The sequence below is a fragment of the Rhodococcus parequi genome (assembly GCF_046042785.1).
In the GTDB taxonomy this organism is placed as follows: domain Bacteria; phylum Actinomycetota; class Actinomycetes; order Mycobacteriales; family Mycobacteriaceae; genus Prescottella; species Prescottella parequi.
Window position 1 is genome coordinate 666,487 of record NZ_JBDLNV010000003.1, and the last position, 16,082, is coordinate 682,568.

At 70.1% G+C, this 16,082-nt stretch carries 16 protein-coding genes; 7 read left to right on the forward strand and 9 right to left on the reverse strand.

Going from position 1 to position 16,082, the window contains the following annotated elements; genetic code table 11:
- The first annotated feature begins 159 nt into the window (after positions 1 to 159).
- The 3 genes from ABEU20_RS11250 to ABEU20_RS11260 are packed head-to-tail and all read left to right on the forward strand — an operon-like array spanning position 160 to position 3,038.
- Positions 160 to 1,275 (forward strand): Re/Si-specific NAD(P)(+) transhydrogenase subunit alpha, encoded by a 1,116-nt coding sequence (locus tag ABEU20_RS11250; RefSeq protein WP_420164488.1) that lies wholly within the window; start codon positions 160 to 162, stop codon positions 1,273 to 1,275.
- Positions 1,276 to 1,608 carry an NAD(P) transhydrogenase subunit alpha gene (locus ABEU20_RS11255; RefSeq protein ID WP_420164489.1) on the forward strand — a complete coding sequence of 111 codons (333 nt, stop codon included), beginning with the start codon at positions 1,276 to 1,278 and terminating at the stop codon, positions 1,606 to 1,608. It begins immediately after the preceding gene.
- On the forward strand, positions 1,608 to 3,038 hold the full coding sequence (locus ABEU20_RS11260; protein WP_420164490.1) for an NAD(P)(+) transhydrogenase (Re/Si-specific) subunit beta: 1,431 nt from the start codon (positions 1,608 to 1,610) through the stop codon (positions 3,036 to 3,038). Before ABEU20_RS11255 ends, ABEU20_RS11260 begins: the two co-directional genes overlap by 1 nt.
- 86 nt (positions 3,039 to 3,124) lie before the next feature.
- Here the strand turns inward: ABEU20_RS11260 and ABEU20_RS11265 are convergent, their stop codons facing one another.
- From ABEU20_RS11265 to pdhA, 4 genes are all read right to left on the reverse strand, one after another.
- The gene (locus ABEU20_RS11265; protein ID WP_420164581.1) at positions 3,125 to 4,222 is read right to left on the reverse strand and encodes an MFS transporter; all 1,098 of its coding nucleotides are present in this window, start codon (positions 4,220 to 4,222) and stop codon (positions 3,125 to 3,127) included.
- A 182-nt stretch (positions 4,223 to 4,404) separates the two neighbouring features.
- Positions 4,405 to 5,508 carry a dihydrolipoamide acetyltransferase family protein gene (locus ABEU20_RS11270; RefSeq protein ID WP_420164491.1) on the reverse strand — a complete coding sequence of 368 codons (1,104 nt, stop codon included), beginning with the start codon at positions 5,506 to 5,508 and terminating at the stop codon, positions 4,405 to 4,407.
- Positions 5,505 to 6,494, reverse strand: a complete 990-nt coding sequence (locus ABEU20_RS11275) for an alpha-ketoacid dehydrogenase subunit beta (protein ID WP_420164492.1) — start codon at positions 6,492 to 6,494, stop codon at positions 5,505 to 5,507. Before ABEU20_RS11275 ends, ABEU20_RS11270 begins: the two co-directional genes overlap by 4 nt.
- Entirely contained in the window at positions 6,491 to 7,588 is a 1,098-nt protein-coding gene (pdhA, locus tag ABEU20_RS11280; protein WP_420164493.1) for a pyruvate dehydrogenase (acetyl-transferring) E1 component subunit alpha, read from the reverse strand. The genes ABEU20_RS11275 and pdhA overlap by 4 nt, the downstream gene beginning before the upstream one ends.
- Positions 7,589 to 7,756: 168 nt before the next feature.
- On the opposite strand from pdhA, the gene ABEU20_RS11285 reads away from it, so the two are divergent.
- Positions 7,757 to 8,236 (forward strand): Lrp/AsnC family transcriptional regulator, encoded by a 480-nt coding sequence (locus ABEU20_RS11285; RefSeq protein ID WP_420164494.1) that lies wholly within the window; start codon positions 7,757 to 7,759, stop codon positions 8,234 to 8,236.
- Between the two features lie 147 nt (positions 8,237 to 8,383).
- Complete coding sequence (locus ABEU20_RS11290) at positions 8,384 to 9,412, forward strand: phosphotransferase family protein (protein WP_420164495.1); 1,029 nt, start codon at positions 8,384 to 8,386, stop codon at positions 9,410 to 9,412.
- A 7-nt stretch (positions 9,413 to 9,419) separates the two neighbouring features.
- Here ABEU20_RS11290 and ABEU20_RS11295 read toward each other — a convergent pair whose 3' ends face one another.
- The 5 genes from ABEU20_RS11295 to ABEU20_RS11315 form a co-directional block, all read right to left on the reverse strand.
- Positions 9,420 to 9,878 carry an acyl-CoA thioesterase gene (locus ABEU20_RS11295; RefSeq protein WP_420164496.1) on the reverse strand — a complete coding sequence of 153 codons (459 nt, stop codon included), beginning with the start codon at positions 9,876 to 9,878 and terminating at the stop codon, positions 9,420 to 9,422.
- Between the two features lie 28 nt (positions 9,879 to 9,906).
- Complete coding sequence (locus ABEU20_RS11300; protein ID WP_420164497.1) at positions 9,907 to 10,389, reverse strand: DUF6328 family protein; 483 nt, start codon at positions 10,387 to 10,389, stop codon at positions 9,907 to 9,909.
- Positions 10,390 to 10,398: 9 nt separating this feature from the next.
- The gene (locus ABEU20_RS11305) at positions 10,399 to 11,241 is read right to left on the reverse strand and encodes a shikimate 5-dehydrogenase (RefSeq protein ID WP_420164498.1); all 843 of its coding nucleotides are present in this window, start codon (positions 11,239 to 11,241) and stop codon (positions 10,399 to 10,401) included.
- Positions 11,242 to 11,284: 43 nt separating this feature from the next.
- Positions 11,285 to 11,989, reverse strand: coding sequence for an HNH endonuclease family protein (locus ABEU20_RS11310; protein WP_420164499.1), 705 nt, complete (start codon positions 11,987 to 11,989; stop codon positions 11,285 to 11,287).
- A 78-nt stretch (positions 11,990 to 12,067) separates the two neighbouring features.
- Positions 12,068 to 12,385, reverse strand: coding sequence for a hypothetical protein (locus ABEU20_RS11315; RefSeq protein ID WP_420164500.1), 318 nt, complete (start codon positions 12,383 to 12,385; stop codon positions 12,068 to 12,070).
- A 58-nt stretch (positions 12,386 to 12,443) separates the two neighbouring features.
- On the opposite strand from ABEU20_RS11315, the gene ABEU20_RS11320 reads away from it, so the two are divergent.
- Complete coding sequence (locus ABEU20_RS11320; protein ID WP_420164582.1) at positions 12,444 to 15,281, forward strand: DEAD/DEAH box helicase; 2,838 nt, start codon at positions 12,444 to 12,446, stop codon at positions 15,279 to 15,281.
- A complete protein-coding gene (locus ABEU20_RS11325) occupies positions 15,278 to 16,081 on the forward strand; it encodes an SWIM zinc finger family protein (protein WP_420164501.1) in 804 nt (267 codons plus the stop codon). The genes ABEU20_RS11320 and ABEU20_RS11325 overlap by 4 nt, the downstream gene beginning before the upstream one ends.
- Position 16,082 lies beyond the last annotated feature (1 nt).

Here is a 16,082-nt window from a genome sequence, read left to right on the forward strand (position 1 = left end):
GATTCAGACACTCCCACCGACTTGCGTGTGTTTCCTTGCTCACGGTAGTTCTGCTTACCATCGTGGACCACTTGCATCGGTCGGGTCATCGTCCGTCGATCGCTCGATAGTTGCCGCCCGTCGCGGCAGGCACACCATCTACCGCAGGAAGTCGAAACATTGGATACATCGAAGAGCGCGGCACAGGTGCGCCCATCGGTCGGTGTCGTTCGGGAGACGAGCGACGGCGAGCGACGGGTGGCACTGGTGCCCAAGGTCGTGGCGTCACTGGCCGCCAAGGGAGTCGACGTCGTCGTCGAGCCCGGGGCGGGTCTGGGTGCGCTGATTCCGGACGAGTTGTACAAGGAGGCGGGCGCCACCATCGGTGACGCGTGGACCTCCGATGTCGTCGTCAAGGTCGCGCCGCCGTCGGACGACGAGGTCGGCAAGCTCCGTTCGGGGCAGACGCTGATCGGCTTCCTGGCCCCGCGCAACGCCGAGAACCAGATCGGTGCGCTGTCCGCGGCCGGAGTGGACGCGTTCGCCGTCGAGGCGATTCCGCGTATCTCCCGCGCCCAGGTGATGGACGCGTTGTCGTCGCAGGCCAATGTTGCCGGCTACAAGGCCGTCCTCGTCGCCGCGTCGGAGTCCACCCGCTTCTTCCCGATGCTGACCACCGCGGCCGGCACCGTGAAGCCCGCGACCGTCCTGGTCCTGGGTGTGGGTGTCGCGGGTCTGCAGGCGCTGGCCACGGCCAAGCGTCTCGGCGGCCGCACCACGGGCTACGACGTGCGTCCCGAGGTGGCCGACCAGGTTCGCTCGGTCGGTGCGCAGTGGCTCGATCTGGGCATCGACGCGGCCGGCGAGGGCGGCTACGCCCGCGAACTCACCGACGCCGAGCGCGCGCAGCAGCAGCAGGCGCTCGAGGATGCCATCAAGGGCTTCGACGTCGTCATCACCACCGCGCTGGTGCCGGGTCGTCCGGCGCCGCGTCTGGTGACCGCCGCCGCGGTCGAGGGCATGAAGCCCGGCAGCGTGATCGTCGACCTCGCCGGGGAGACCGGCGGCAACTGCGAGCTCACCGAGCCCGGCCGGACGGCCGTCAAGCACGGTGTCACGATCTGCTCGCCGCTGAACCTTCCGGCGACGATGCCCGAGCACGCCTCGGAGCTGTACTCGAAGAACGTTGCGGCCCTGATCGAGCTGATGCTCGACGAGAACGGCGCGCTGGCGCCCGACTTCTCGGACGAGATCCTCGCCGGTGCGTGCGTGACCGGATCGAAGGAGACCCCCTAGATGTACACCGAACTTCTGGCGAACATCGCGATCCTGGTCCTGGCCGGGTTCGTGGGTTTCGCTGTCATCTCGAAGGTGCCGAACACGCTGCACACGCCGCTGATGTCGGGCACCAACGCCATCCACGGCATCGTCGTGCTCGGCGCGCTGGTCGTGCTCGGCCACCTGCCGTCCGACGCCCCGTGGTCGATCAAGATCATCCTGTTCGTCGCGCTGGTCTTCGGCACCCTGAACGTCGTCGGCGGGTTCGTGGTCACCGACCGCATGCTCGCGATGTTCAAGCCCAAGAAGGACGCCCCCAAGGCAGCTGAGAAGAAGGGGGCTGACGCCTGATGAGCTACCTCGTCACGATCCTCTACATCGTCGCGTTCGCGATGTTCATCTACGGTCTCTCGGGTCTGACCGGCCCGAAGACCGCGGTGCGCGGCAACTACATCGCGGCGGTGGGCATGCTGATCGCGGTCGTCGCGGTCCTCATCGACATCCGCGACACCGACAACTGGGGCCTGATCATCGGTGGCCTGCTCGTCGGCATCGTGCTCGGCGTCCCGCCCGCGCTGCGGACGAAGATGACCGCGATGCCGCAGCTCGTCGCGCTGTTCAACGGTGTCGGTGGCGGCACGGTCGCGCTCATCGCGTGGGCCGAGTTCCTCAACTCGGACGGCTTCACCACCGTCGAGACGGTGCCGTCGGTGCCGTTCATCGTCGGCTCGCTGTTCGCGGCGATCATCGGTTCGGTCTCGTTCTGGGGCTCGCTGGTCGCGTTCGCGAAGCTGCAGGAGCTGTTCAACAAGAACTTCGAGAAGAAGGTCGTCGCCTCGGCGAAGGCGTTCCAGCTGGCGAACATCGTTCTCGCGCTGGTGTCGATCGGCATCGCCGTCTACATCGGTATCCAGGCCGACCCGGCCAACGATCCGACCTCCGCGCTGTGGATCGTCGGTCTGCTGATCGCGGCCGGTGTCATGGGTCTGTTCGTCGTGCTGCCGATCGGCGGCGCCGACATGCCCGTCGTCATCTCGCTGCTCAACGCGCTCACCGGTCTGTCGGCGGCGGCCGCGGGTCTGGCGCTCAACAACCAGGCGATGATCGTCGCCGGCATGATCGTCGGCGCGTCCGGCTCGATCCTGACCAACCTCATGGCCAAGGCCATGAACCGCTCGATCCCCGCGATCATCTTCGGCTCGTTCGGTGGCGGTGACGCCGGCGGTGCCGGTGTCTCGGCGTCGGGCGGCACCGTGAAGGCCACCTCCGCGTCGGATGCGGCGATCCAGATGGCGTACGCCAACCAGGTCATCGTCGTTCCCGGCTACGGTCTCGCCGTCGCGCAGGCCCAGCACGCGGTCAAGGAGATGGCGGCCCTGCTCGAGGAGAAGGGCGTCGAGGTCAAGTACGCGATCCACCCGGTCGCCGGCCGTATGCCCGGTCACATGAACGTGTTGCTCGCCGAGGCCGACGTCGCGTACGACGCGATGAAGGAGATGGACGACATCAACGGCGAGTTCTCGCGCACCGATGTCACCGTCGTCATCGGCGCCAACGACGTCACCAACCCGGCCGCGCGCAACGATTCGAGCTCGCCGATCTACGGCATGCCGATCCTCAACGTCGACCAGTCCAAGTCGGTCATCGTGCTCAAGCGCTCGATGTCGTCGGGCTACGCCGGCATCGACAACCCGCTGTTCACCGCGGACGGCACCTCCATGCTGTTCGGTGACGCCAAGAAGATGGTTTCCGAGGTCACCGAGGAGCTCAAGGCCCTGTAGGCCTCTCGCCACTCAGCTGAAGGGTCCCTTCACGCGCTCCCAGCGTGTGAAGGGACCCTTCCGCCGTTTCAGCCGTTTCCGCCGTTTCAGCCGACGGCGACCGACTGCGTCGCCGGACGTCCGACGATCCCCGCGAAGCGCGACGCCACCAGCACGCACACCAACGGCACCACCATCGCGATCGTGAGCGGCACCAGATGGGTGAGCCAGCCGATGGTCGCCGGTCCGGCGAGGAAGCCGATGTAGCCCATGCCCACCACGCGGGACATGTTCGCGCCCGCGGCCCCGGTACCGAGATTTCCGGCTGCGGTGAAGATCTGCGGCACGCACCCGGACAGCCCGAGCCCGAACAGCGCCCACCCCAGCAGCGTCGTCGGCAGCCACGGCGACACCACGACCAGACCCATCCCGGCCGCCGCGATCAGCGTGCCGTACCGGACCACCTCGACCGGCCCCAGCGCGGCGCTCACCCGGTCCGCGGTGAACCGGCCCACCGTCATCGTCAGCGAGAACGCCCCGAACGCGAGGGCAGCCACGGATGCCGGGGCGTCCAGGTGCTCCTTGACCTGGAGCGTCGACCAGTCGTTCGCGACGCCCTCGGCGAGCATCAGGACGAATGCCACCGCACCCATGGCCAGCACCCGCGACGAGTATTTTCCGCGGGGGCGTCGCTCGTGGTGCTCGGGTTGCGGATGCGCCGACGGCGGCAGCAGCCGCCCCGTGCACAGCGCGATCGCCACGACCCCCAGCACGGACGCGACCCCCAGCGTCGTGGCCGGTGACCACCCGGCCTCGATCGTCACCGCCCCGACGAGCGACCCGGCCACCCCGCCGATCGAGAACATGCCGTGGAACGCCGACATGATCGGACGCCGGTACTCCCGCTCGACCAGGACGGCTTGGGAGTTCATGGACACGTCGAGCGCGCCGTTGCCGAACCCGAAGATCATCAGGGCCAGGCCCAGCTGCCACGCGGTGGACGCCAGACCCGGACCGATAACCGCGACCGCCAGCAGGGTCCCGCTGAGCGCGACCAGCAGTCGACTGCCGTACCGGTCCGCGAGCGGGCCCGCCAACTGCATGCCGGCGATCGCGCCCGCCGCGAGCAGCAGGAGTAGCGAGCCGAGCGTCGAGTGGGCGATGTTCGTCCGGTCCTCGATCGCGGGAATGTGGACCACCCACATCGCGAGCAGAAACCCGTTGATGCCGAACACGCCGAAGATCGCGGCACGAGCCGAACGCAGACGTACGGGCTGATCGGTTCGGGAGTCCACGTATCCCTTTGTACCGAACGACGGTTGTGGCCGAAGGGACCCTTCGTGCGCTGACAGCTACCGAAGGGACCCTTCAGCTGGAAGCCGGTGGGTCAGAGCAGCGTGAGGAGGGCGGTCACGGGGTCGCGCAGCATCGCCCCGAGATCGGCGAGGAACCGCGACGCCTGCTCGCCGTCGACCAGGCGGTGATCCACGGTGACGCTCAGCGTCGTCACGTCCCGCGCGACGATGTCGTCGCCCACCACCCACGGCCGCTTCGCGATCGCACCGAGCGCGAGGATCGCGGCCTCGCCCGGGTTGAGGATCGGGGTGCCGGTGTCGACGCCGTAGACGCCGACGTTGGTGATCGTGACGGTGCCGCCGGTGAGATCGGCCGGCGTCGCCCGTCCTGCCCGAGCGGTGTCGGTGAGTGCGCCGATCGCGCGGCACAGCTCGGGCAGCGTCAGCCGGTCGGCGTCCTTGACGTTCGGCACCATCAGGCCGCGGTCGGTGGCGGTCGCGATGCCCAGGTTCACGTACCGCTTGGTGACGATCTCCTGCGCGCCCTCGTCCCACGCCGAGTTCAGCGCCGGATGCGCGCGCAGCGCGAGCAGCAGAGCCTTGGCGACGAGGGTCAGCGGCGTCAGGTGCAGCCCGTCGAACGCGGCCGACGCGCGCAGTCGCGCGAGCAGAGTCACGGACTCGGTGACGTCGACGGTCAGGAACTCGGTGACGTGTGGCGCGGAGGTCGCGCTGGCGACCATCGCCGCCGCGGTCTCCCGCCGCACCCCCCGGATCGGTGTCCGGGCCTCTCTGGGGTCTTCCGCGGCCCGGCGGGCGTGGACGGGGCCCGACCGAGTTCCCGTCTGCCGGGAAGCGTGCGGCAGGGGCCGCCGCCTGCTGACGGCGGGTGCCGACGGGCCGTAGCCCACCAGGACGGGATCCCGGCGGGGAGCAGGGGGATCCTCGTCGCCGGCCGTCTCGACACGGATGATCACGGTCCCCACCGGCACCGTCGTACCCGGTTGGACGAGCAGTTCCCGCACCACCCCGGCGAACGGCGACGGCAGCTCCACGAGGGCCTTGGCCGTCTCGACCTCGCCGATGGTCGCGTTGAGCTCGACGGTGTCGCCGACGGCGACGGACCACGACACCAGTTCCGCCTCGGTGAGCCCCTCGCCGAGGTCGGGCAGCCGGAACTCCTCGACGCGGCTCATGCGAGCACCTCGTCGACGGCGGCGAGGATGCGGTCGGCGTCGGGCACGTGGTGCTTCTCGAGCTTCGCCGGCGGGTAGGGGATGTCGAAGCCGCCGACCCGGCGCACCGGCGCCTCGAGCCGGTAGAAGCAGCGTTCGGACACCCGCGCCGCGATCTCCGCGCCGAGGCCGACGAACAGCGGCGCCTCGTGCGCGACGACGAGCCGTCCGGTCCGCTGCACGGATTCCTCGACGGTGTCGAAGTCGATCGGCGCCAGCGAGCGCAGGTCGACGACCTCGAGCGACGTGCCTTCCTCGTCGGCGATCTCGGCAGCCTGCAGCGCGGTCGGGATCATCGATCCGTAGGCCACGACGGTGACGTCGGTGCCGGGTCGGACGATCCGCGCCCGGTGCAGCGGCAGATCCGGCGGGGCGTCGACGTCCACGGGGCCGCGATCCCAGTACCGCCGCTTCGGTTCGAGGAACACGACGGGGTCGTCGAGCGCGATCGCCTGCCGGATCATCGCGAACGCGTCGGCCGGGGTGGCGGGGCAGACGACGCGCAGACCAGCGGTGTGCGCGAAGTAGGCCTCCGGTGACTCCGAATGATGCTCGACGGCACCGATGCCACCGCCGTACGGGATGCGAATCGTCAACGGCGCCGTCACGTGGCCGCGGGTGCGGTAGTGGATCTTGGCGACCTGCGAGACGATCTGGTCGAACGCCGGGTAGACGAAGCCGTCGAACTGGATCTCGCACACCGGCCGGTAGCCGCGCAGCGCCAGCCCGAAAGCGGTTCCCACGATTCCGGATTCGGCGAGCGGGGTGTCCATGACCCGCGCGGGGCCGAAGTCTTTCTGGAGTGCGTCGGTGATACGGAAGACGCCGCCGAGCTTGCCGATGTCCTCGCCCATCAGTAGCACCTTGGGGTCGTCCTCGAGCGCGCGGCGCAGGCCGGTGTTGAGGGCACTGCCCAGCGTCATCGTGGTGCTCGTCGTGGTGGTCATGACACTGCCTCCTCGCCGGCGGTCAGAGTGTCGAGGTAGGCGCGGTACTCGGCGCGCTCCTCGTCGATCAGCGGATGCTCGGTGGCGTACACGTGCGCGAACAACTCGTCCGGTTCGGGATCGGGCGCCTCGAGCGTGCCCGCCCGCAGCCGGGTGGCCACGTCGTCGGCCCGCGCCCGCACCTGTCCCTCGAACGCGTCGTCGAACAGGCCCTCGCGTTCGAGGAGGCGCCGCATCCGGTCGATCGGGTCGCGGGCCCGCCACACCTCCGATTCGGCGGCGGTGCGGTAGCGCGTCGGATCGTCGGACGTGGTGTGCGGACCCATCCGGTACGTGATCGCCTCGACGAAGGACGGCCCGCCGCCGCCGCGGGCGCGGCGGGCGGCCTCCCGGGTGACCGCCAGCACGGCGAGCACGTCGTTGCCGTCCACCCGGACCGCGGGCATGCCGTACCCGGCGGCGCGGGCGGCGATCGGGGTGGGGCTCTGCAGGTGGACGGGCTCGCTGATCGCCCACTGGTTGTTCTGGCAGAAGAACACCACCGGCGCCGCCAGGCTCGTCGCGAAGCCGAGCGCCTCCGCGATGTCGCCCTGGCTGGTGGCCCCGTCCCCGAAGTACACGACGGTGGCGATCTCGGCGCCGTCCAGGTGCGCGCCCAGCGCGTAGCCGGTCGCATGCAGTCCCTGCGAGCCGACCACGATCGCGGGGTTGGTCATGTTGACGGTCGCCGGGTCCCAGCCCGAGAACGCACAGCCGCGCCACATCCGGGTCATCACCGCGGGGTCGACGCCGCGGCAGTATGCGACGGCGTGCTCGCGGTAGCTGGTGAAGATGTAGTCGTCGGGGTTCAGCGCGTGGACCGAGCCGACCTGGGCCGCCTCCTGCCCCGACAGCGGAGCCCAGATCCCGAGCTGGCCCTGCCGTTGCAGGGCGGTGGACTCGGTGTCGATCCGCCGCGTCACGACGAGATCCTCGTACAGTGCGCGCAGTTGCGTGGGCCCGATGTCGGACACCAGTGCGGCATAGTCGGGCCGGTGCACGCGCTGTCCGTCCGGTTGGACCAGCTGCACCGGGAAGGCGATCTTGTCGGCCATCGTCGGTCACCTCGTCGCATCGATCCGGGGCCCGCCTCGTGAGCGAATGTCCGGATGGGTGTGCTCTACCTCACAGCATCCACCGTTCCGCGATCTGCGCAAGCGACGTTGCAACGATTCAGCACAATGCACAGTTCGGAGGGGTCGATCACTGGCACACTGCGAAAGATGAGCACTCTGGACGCCACCGACGCCCGCCTCCTGCTGGAGCTGTCGCGAAACCCGCGGGCGACCGGTGTGGACCTCGCGCAGCGGCTCGGTCTCTCGCGGAACACCGTGCAGGCGAGGCTGTCCCGGTGGGAGGGATCGGGAGCGCTCGGGGACTTCGACCAGCTCGTCGATCCCCGGGCTCTCGGCTACCCGCTGGCGGCGTTCGTGTCCACGCGGGTCGACCAGCATCAGCTCGACGCGGTGGTGGAGGCGCTCGCGGACATCCCCGAGGTCGTCGAGGTGTACGGCATGACGGGGTTGACCGACCTCTCGGTCAAGGTGGTCGCGACCGACGCCGACGACCTCTACCGACTGGCCGGGCAGATCCTCAAGATCCCGGGCGTCGAGCGCACCAACATGGCGCTCGTGATGCGCGAGCTGGTCGGGCCGAGAACTGCGCCGCTGCTCGAGCGCGCTGCGGAGGGTCGCGGTGCGTAAACCCCCGCGCGGGGCCACCCCGCCGACTAGCATCGTCGGACGAGCGTCGACCGGGGGTGCGGGATTCGACGGAATTGACCGGCATGACCGATCGATCGATCCGATCGGCGGAAGCAGATGCGGGACACCGGAGGGGAGTGGTGCGCAATGAGTGTTGTCGGCCTCGACGAGGATGCGGTTTCGGCCTGGATCACCGGTCTCGGTGTGGGCGCACTCGCCCCGCTGTCTTTCGAGCGGATCGGTAGCGGGCAGTCGAATCTGACCTTTGCGGTGCGCGATTCGGGGGGTGGCCGCTGGGTGCTGCGCCGGCCGCCGCTGGGGCAGTTGCTGGCGTCCGCGCACGACGTCGGCCGCGAGTACCGGATCCTGGCCGCACTGCAGGGAACCGGTGTTCCGGTACCGAAAATGATTGCGCTGACCGATGATCCGGCGATCACCGATGTCCCTCTCGTGCTGATGAACTACGTCGACGGCATCGTGATCGACGACGAGTCGGTGGCCGAACAGCTCGACCCCGAACGGCGGCGGGCAATCGGACTGTCGCTGCCGAAGGCGCTCGCCAGCATCCACCGGGTGGATCTCGAGAGCGCCGAGCTGCTGGACCTGGCCAGTCACAAGCCGTACGCCGAGCGTCAGCTCAAGCGCTGGTCGGCGCAGTGGGAGCAGTCCAAGACGCACGACATGCCCGAGATCGAGGACCTCGCGGCCCGGCTCGCGCGCAATGTGCCCGCACAGACCGAGACGACGCTGGTGCACGGCGACTTCCATCTCAGCAACGTCATCACCTCGCCCGACGACGGCCGTGTCGTCGCGATCCTCGACTGGGAACTGTGCACGCTCGGCGACCCGCTCGCCGACCTCGGGGGCCTGCTCGCGTACTGGCCGCAGCGCGGCGACGGCGTCCGAGGGCCGTTCATGGCGTCGACGCTCGACGGGTTCCCGAGCCGCGACGAACTGGTCGACGTGTACGTGCACGAGACCAAGCGGGACGTCGCCGCGGTCGGCTTCTGGCACGTGCTCGCGCTGTGGAAGCTCGCGATCATCGCCGAGGGCGTGCTGCGACGCACCCTGGACGACCCGCGCAATCGTGCCGAACGGGGCGGTCCCACAGCGGAACTCATCGACGACGTGGTGCGCCGGGCGGTCCGGACCGCGGACGCCGTGGGATTGAACTGACCGGACGTCAGTCGACCTCGAGCTCCAGCAGGGTTGCGGCGCTGCGGATTTCGGGCGGTATCGGCGCGGGCAGGCGACTGTCGGGCTCGATGTAGACATGTAAGAACCGTCCGGTGGCGGCCAGTTCGAGGAAACCGTCGGGGTCCTCCCGGAAGATAGCCAGTGCGTACACGATGTCGGTGGCGCCGATGCGGTCCACCGACAGCCCGACGTGCAGCTGGTCGGGGAAGGACAGTTCGCGCAGGAACCGGCACGACGCCTCGGCGACGATCCCGATCGCGGGCAGCTCGCGGACGTCGAGTCCGGTGCTGGCCATCAGCCACCCGTTGACCGCGGTGTCGAAGTACGAGTAGTAGGCGATGTGGTCGACGTGCCCGTAGTGGTCGTTGTCGGCCCACCGCGTCGGCACCGGCCACAGCGCCGGATAGGCCTCGGCCCGAGGTTCGGGCTCGTCGGGGGCTGCCATGAAACCGACGATAGCGCCTGGGAATCGGTCAGCGCAGCTGGTCGTCGCGACGCAACAGTGCCGGCACGACGAACCACAGAACGCCGAAGACCAGGGCCGTGCACGCGCCGATGAGCTTGGCCGCCCAGCCCCCGACCGCCACTTCCGCGACGATCAGGACGGTGCCGACCATCGTCGCGGCCAGGAACACCGAGCCGGCCAGGGCGCACCGGTTTGCCTGGCGCAGGATGTCCTCGCGTCGACGGTGCCGGAACAGGATCCGGTGCCACACGGCCGGCGCGATGAGCAGCGCCGACGACACCGCCGCGCACAGCACGGTCACGAGGTGGAGCGTGCGCACGTATGTGGACTGCTCCTCGTAGGCCTCGGTGAACACGATCGCCAGGAGGAACGCGAACAGGATCTGCACGCCCGCCTGCTGCACGCGCAACTCCTGCAGCAGTTCGCTGAAGTTCCGGGCGAGACGCGTGCTCGGCGGCTCGTCGGGGTCGTGCGGCGGCAGGTCGGCCAACGTGGACTCCTAGGACTGCGAGGGGGCCCTCGAGAACTCCGACGCCCGGCGGATCTGCTCGTCGGTCGGGCGCACCCCGGTGTAGAGGGCGAACTGTTCGGCCGCCTGCAGCGCGATCACCTCCGCTCCGGTGATCACGGTCTTGCCGGCTCCCGCCGCGAGCCGGATCAGTGGGGTGTCGGCGGGCATCGCGACGACGTCGAACACCGCCTCGGCCGCGCGGACCGCGTCCTCGGGGAACGGCAGCGCGTCCGCCTCCGCGCCTCCGGCCATCCCGATCGGGGTGGCGTTGACGAGTAGTTGCGGGTGCGCGGCACCGAGATCGGAGAGCCACTCGAAGCCGTAGGTCCGGGCCAGGGCGGGGCCGCTCTCGGCGTTACGCGCGACGACGGTGACGGTGTGGAACCCGCTGTCGCGGAGCGCGGCCACCACCGCCTTGGCCATGCCGCCGCTGCCGGCGACGGCGACCGCGAGGTCCGGGCTGAGCGCGGCACGGTGGAGCAGGTCGGCCACGGCCTGGTAGTCGGTGTTGTAGGCGTGCAGTTCGCCGTCCTCGTTGACGATGGTGTTCACCGAGTCGATCGCCGACGCCGATGGGTGCACCACGTCGACGTGCTCGATGCACGCCTCCTTGAACGGCATCGACACTCCGCACCCGCGGACACCGAGCGCACGGATCCCGGCGATCGCCGCGGGGAGGTCGGTGGTGGTGAACGCCTTGTAGACGAAGTCGAGGCCCAGTTCGTCGTACAGGTAGTTGTGGAAGCGGGTGCCGATGTTGCTCGGCCTGCCCGACAGTGACATGCACAGTCGGGTGTCCTTGGTGACGTCTCCGGTGATCGTTCGGCTCACCCGTCCACGCTAACCGGCGCCCGGGTCTCGTGTCGGCGACTCGTCATCCGCACTCGGCGACGACGTCGGCGACGGCATCCCGGTCGGCCGCGGTGATCGGCAGTCCGTAGCGCACCGCGACACCGAGGTATTTGCCCACGTAGAAGCAGTGATAGGCCGGATCCGACGGCAGCCAACCCGACGGCGTGCTGTCCCGTTTGGCCTGGTTCTCCGGACCGCTGACGGCGAGCAGGTTGTAGGTGATGTCGTTCGCGAAGTCGCGGCGCCGGTCGATCGGCCACTGCGCGGCGCCCATGTCCCACGCCGCCGCGAGCGGATACACGTGGTCGATCTGCACGGCGCTCGCGTCCTGCTTGGTGAAGGCGACAGTCCGCCCCGAGTACGGGTCGGCGAGGCTGCCCGACACGACGACGCAGTCCCGGGTGCCGTCGCGGAACTCGACGGCGGTGAGATCGGCCGCGAGCACGTTGTTGCGGGTATCGCAGCCGTCGTGGCCACCGGGACCGGTGTGGTCGTCGGACCACGACGGTCCGAACACGCAGGCTTGGCCGCGCGTGCAGCCGCGCTCGTAGCCGGGCAGGTTCGGGCGCGAGGGGGCCACCTCGACGCGGGTGAGGAGCTCGCCGAGGGCTGCGCGGGACGGACTGCCGGGCGCGGGTTCGACGGCGCCCGGCGCGATGCCGCACGCCGCAGGCAGGCAGGCCAACACGACGGCCCCCACGCCCAGCAGAATTCGACCACGCCCCACCGCTGCCCCTCCCCGGACGGCTCACTGTCGCGGCCAGTGTGCCGGACCGCCCCGACAGGATCGGCGGGACAGGACCGGTCAGGAGTGCGGGAACTTCGCGGCGTGGATGGATCCGGCGTCGACGCCGTCGTGCCCGATGAGCCACGACCCGCCGTTCTGTCGGCACTCGGCGATCGTGCCGAACACGCTCAGCAGGAAGCCGACGGCCTGCTCCGGGGTGCGGGTGGTGGCCAGGCGATGCGACTCACCCTGCTTGGTGACGTCGAGCCAGACCCCGGATTGACCGTCGAGGCGCATCGCGACGATGTGATCGGCGTCGACGAAGGCGACTTTGCGCTGCTGCCACGGCGTGCTCGGCGAGTACACCTGTTCGAAGACCTGAAGCATGATCGTCATCGGCGCCGACCTTTCCTCCGCGCCCAGTATGGGCCTGGTGGCGGGCCGGAATCCAGGGATGTCGGCGGTGGCTGGTTGGATGGACGACATGCTGCACGGGCTCTGGTCGCCGGGCACGGGCCTCATGCTGTGGCGGGGCCCGGAGTCAGAGCTGCCCGATTTGCCCGAGCCGCTCGCACGGGTACTGCGGCGGCGCTTCCGGCGGCATCACACCGTGCACGTGCCCGCGGCCGTGGGAGTCGAGCAGCAGCGGGTCCCGGTCCTCGCGCTTGCTCCCGCCGAGGCCGCCGACCTCCTGCTCGCGGTGCCGGACGACGCACCCGGTGTGTCCGGCGATCTGCGATATCTGGCGCACGTGGCGCGTGGCGTCGAACGGTGGGCCCGGGCGGGGCGCGTCGTGCCCGAGCTGTACCGGACCGAGGGGCACTGGTGGCCACGCTGGCGTCTGCTCGGCGGCGAGCGGCAGCATGCATGGCTGGCCGAGTTGGCCTCTGCCATGCCGCCGGTGCAACGGTTCGAGGGCACCCCGCGTGAGATCCTCGACGACTTCGTGGGCGAACTGACCGACGCCGTGGTCCGCGACCTGCTGGGGGACCGGGACGCGGAGCACCCGCTGCTGCGGGCGTTGCTGCGCGGCGAACCGTACGAGGGCGGCAACCACCGGATGGCGACCGGACTCGACGCGTGGCGCGGGAGCCTCACGGTCGACGAGCCCGAACTCGTGCTCCGACTACTCGAGCCCGAACCCGAGGCCGGGGACGAGACCGACCTCGCCGACGACGCGCTGTGGCGCCTGCAGGTGTGCCTGCGAGCCGAGGGTGAGGCGCCCGCACCGATCCGGCTGCACCGCACCGAGTCCCGACTCCTCGAGATCGCGGTCCGGAAGCTGGCCGCGGCGGTCTCGGCCTATCCGCGGCTGCGCGACCTGCCCACCGATCCGGACGGTCTCGATCTGCTGCTGCCGACCGCGGTCGTCACCGACCTGGTGCTACACGGCGCGCGGGCGCTCGAGCACGCCGGCATCGCACTGCTGCTGCCGCGCGCGTGGGCGGCGGCGTCGCCGTCGCTGCGTGTGAAGGCGTCGTCGCCGCCGGTGCCCGCGGCGGCCGAGGACCGGGCCGTCGGCATGAACGAGATAGTCGGCTACGACTGGGAGCTCGCGCTCGGCGACGTCGTGCTCACTCCCGACGAGTTGACCCGGCTCGCGGACACCCAGAGCGATCTGGTGCGGCTGCGCGGGCAGTGGGTGCAGGCCGATGCCACCGTGCTGGCGCAGGCGGCCCGCTATGTGATGCAGCGCAACTCGGGGGAGGACGGCACGCTCGGCGGTCTGCTCGGGCAGCTCACCGAGGCCGAGCGGCCACCGGTGCCGGTCGAGGAGGTGCAGGCCACCGGGTGGGTCGGCACACTGCTCGACGGCTCGCTCGATCCGGCCCCGGTGCCGAAGCCCGCCGGACTGCACGCGGAACTGCGGCACTACCAGCAGCGCGGGCTGGACTGGTTGGCGTTCATGAGCGGGACGGGACTCGGCGCGGTTCTCGCCGACGACATGGGACTGGGCAAGACGCTGCAACTTCTGGCGCTGCTCGCGCACGAACGCGCCGACACCCCGACGCTGCTGGTGTGCCCGATGTCGGTGGTGGGCAACTGGCAGCGCGAGGCAGCCCGGTTCGTGCCGGATCTGCGCGTGCACGTCCACCACGGCGCCGACCGGCGGCGGGGCGAGGACCTCGCGGCAGCGGTCGGCTCGTGCGACCTGTTCATCACGACGTACTCGCTGCTGGCCCGCGACGTCGAGGCGCTGGGGGAGCAGTCGTGGCGGCGGGTGGTGCTCGACGAGGCGCAGCACATCAAGAACTCCGCGACCGCGCAGGCCCGCGCGGCCCGCGCGATCCCGGCCGAGCACCGCATCGCCCTCACCGGAACGCCCGTGGAGAACCGCCTCGACGAACTGCGGTCGATTCTCGACTTCGTCAACCGCGGAATGCTCGGCAGCCCACAGGCTTTTCGCGCCCGGTTCGCGGTGCCGATCGAGCGAGAGCAGGACGAGGCGGCGGTGACCCGGCTGCGCGCGGTGACGTCGCCGTTCATCCTGCGCCGCGTCAAGACCGACCCCACCGTCATCTCCGATCTGCCCGAGAAGCAGGAGATGACGGTGCGGGCCAACCTCACCGTCGAGCAGGCCGCGCTGTACCGCGCCGTGGTCGACGACATGCTGAAGAAGATCAAGGACACCGAGGGCATGCAGCGCAAGGGTGCGGTGCTCTCGGCGCTCACCCGGCTCAAGCAGGTGTGCAACCATCCCGCGCACTTCCTGGGCGACGGGTCCGGGGTGCTGCGGCGCGGGCGGCACCGGTCCGGCAAGCTCGGCCTCGTCGAGGACATCCTCGACTCGGTCACCGCCGACGGCGAACGCGCGCTGCTGTTCACGCAGTTCCGGGAGTTCGGCGACCTCGTGGAGCCGTACCTGGCCGAGCGGTTCGGGGTGGAGGTGCCGTTCCTGCACGGCGGTGTGCCCAAGGCGCGCCGCGACCGGATGGTGGAGCGATTCCAGGGCGACGACGGTCCGCCGATCATGCTGCTCTCCCTCAAGGCCGGCGGCACCGGACTGAACCTGACGGCAGCGAATCACGTGGTGCACCTGGATCGCTGGTGGAACCCGGCGGTGGAGAACCAGGCGACGGACCGCGCTTTCCGCATCGGGCAGCGCCGCGACGTCCAGGTGCGCAAGCTGGTGTGTGTCGGAACGCTCGAGGAGCGGATCGACGCGATGATCTCGAACAAGCAGGAACTCGCGGATCTGGCGATCGGCACCGGCGAGAAGTGGATCACCGAGATGAGCGCCGACCAACTGCACGACCTGCTGATCCTCGGAGACGAGGCGGTGGGCGAATGAGTCCGCAGCGCGGTCGCCCCGACTTCAGCGCCTTCGGCAAGCGCAGGCCCGTCGTCGGCGGCGTCGAATCCGCCTCCAAGCGAGGGGCATTCGCGCGTGGGTGGTGGGGCCGGGCGCTGATCGAATCGCTCGAGAAGGTCGGCGACACCGGTCGGCTCAGCCGCGGCCGCACGTACGCCCGTGGTGGACAGGTGGTGGCTCTGGACATCGCCGCCGGACGGGTCACCGGCGAGGTCCAGGGCAGCCAGATCGCGCCGTTCACCGCCGTGCTGACGCTGCGCACGCTCGACGACGAGCACACCGCCGAACTGGTCGAGACCATTCGCGCGACCCCGGGCACCCTCGCGGCACTCGCGTCCGGTGCCGTCCCGCAGGAACTGGCACCGATGCTGCTGCCCGACGGAGGGCGGGAACTCGATTTCGACTGCACGTGTCCCGATCCCGGGTGGCCGTGCAAGCACGTCGCCGCGGTGGCCTACCTCCTCGCCGAACGCGTCGACCGTGAGCCGCTGACGATGCTGACGGTGCGCGGGCTCGATCTCGACAGCCTGATGCGGGCCGTCGGCGGCGAGGACGACGACACCGGCACCACGCACACCGACGACCACTTCGGCGACGGCGCGCGGTACGCGCAGCTGCCCGAGATCGAGTTCGCCGCCGCCCCCGACGACCTGGATGCGATGTTGCTGCGCAAGGTGCTTCGCGCGGGCGTCGAAGAGGAGTCGGAAGTGGCGGTGGCCCTGCGCGACCTGGACGAGGGCTACCGCGCGTTGGGCAGCGGCTTCCGCCGGCGGCGGTAGC

What these genes read in the sequence shown, in the direction of transcription:
- ABEU20_RS11255 (WP_420164489.1), top strand. Translation starts at nt 1,276, where the DNA reads ATGTACACCGAACTTCTGGCGAACATCGCGATCCTGGTCCTGGCCGGG.
- ABEU20_RS11260 (WP_420164490.1), top strand. Translation starts at nt 1,608, where the DNA reads ATGAGCTACCTCGTCACGATCCTCTACATCGTCGCGTTCGCGATGTTC.
- ABEU20_RS11265 (WP_420164581.1), bottom strand. Translation starts at nt 4,222, where the DNA reads ATGTGGGTGGTCCACATTCCCGCGATCGAGGACCGGACGAACATCGCC.
- ABEU20_RS11270 (WP_420164491.1), bottom strand. Translation starts at nt 5,508, where the DNA reads ATGAGCCGCGTCGAGGAGTTCCGGCTGCCCGACCTCGGCGAGGGGCTC.
- ABEU20_RS11275 (WP_420164492.1), bottom strand. Translation starts at nt 6,494, where the DNA reads ATGACCACCACGACGAGCACCACGATGACGCTGGGCAGTGCCCTCAAC.
- pdhA (WP_420164493.1), bottom strand. Translation starts at nt 7,588, where the DNA reads ATGGCCGACAAGATCGCCTTCCCGGTGCAGCTGGTCCAACCGGACGGA.
- ABEU20_RS11285 (WP_420164494.1), top strand. Translation starts at nt 7,757, where the DNA reads ATGAGCACTCTGGACGCCACCGACGCCCGCCTCCTGCTGGAGCTGTCG.
- ABEU20_RS11290 (WP_420164495.1), top strand. Translation starts at nt 8,384, where the DNA reads ATGAGTGTTGTCGGCCTCGACGAGGATGCGGTTTCGGCCTGGATCACC.
- ABEU20_RS11295 (WP_420164496.1), bottom strand. Translation starts at nt 9,878, where the DNA reads ATGGCAGCCCCCGACGAGCCCGAACCTCGGGCCGAGGCCTATCCGGCG.
- ABEU20_RS11315 (WP_420164500.1), bottom strand. Translation starts at nt 12,385, where the DNA reads ATGACGATCATGCTTCAGGTCTTCGAACAGGTGTACTCGCCGAGCACG.
- ABEU20_RS11320 (WP_420164582.1), top strand. Translation starts at nt 12,444, where the DNA reads ATGTCGGCGGTGGCTGGTTGGATGGACGACATGCTGCACGGGCTCTGG.
- ABEU20_RS11325 (WP_420164501.1), top strand. Translation starts at nt 15,278, where the DNA reads ATGAGTCCGCAGCGCGGTCGCCCCGACTTCAGCGCCTTCGGCAAGCGC.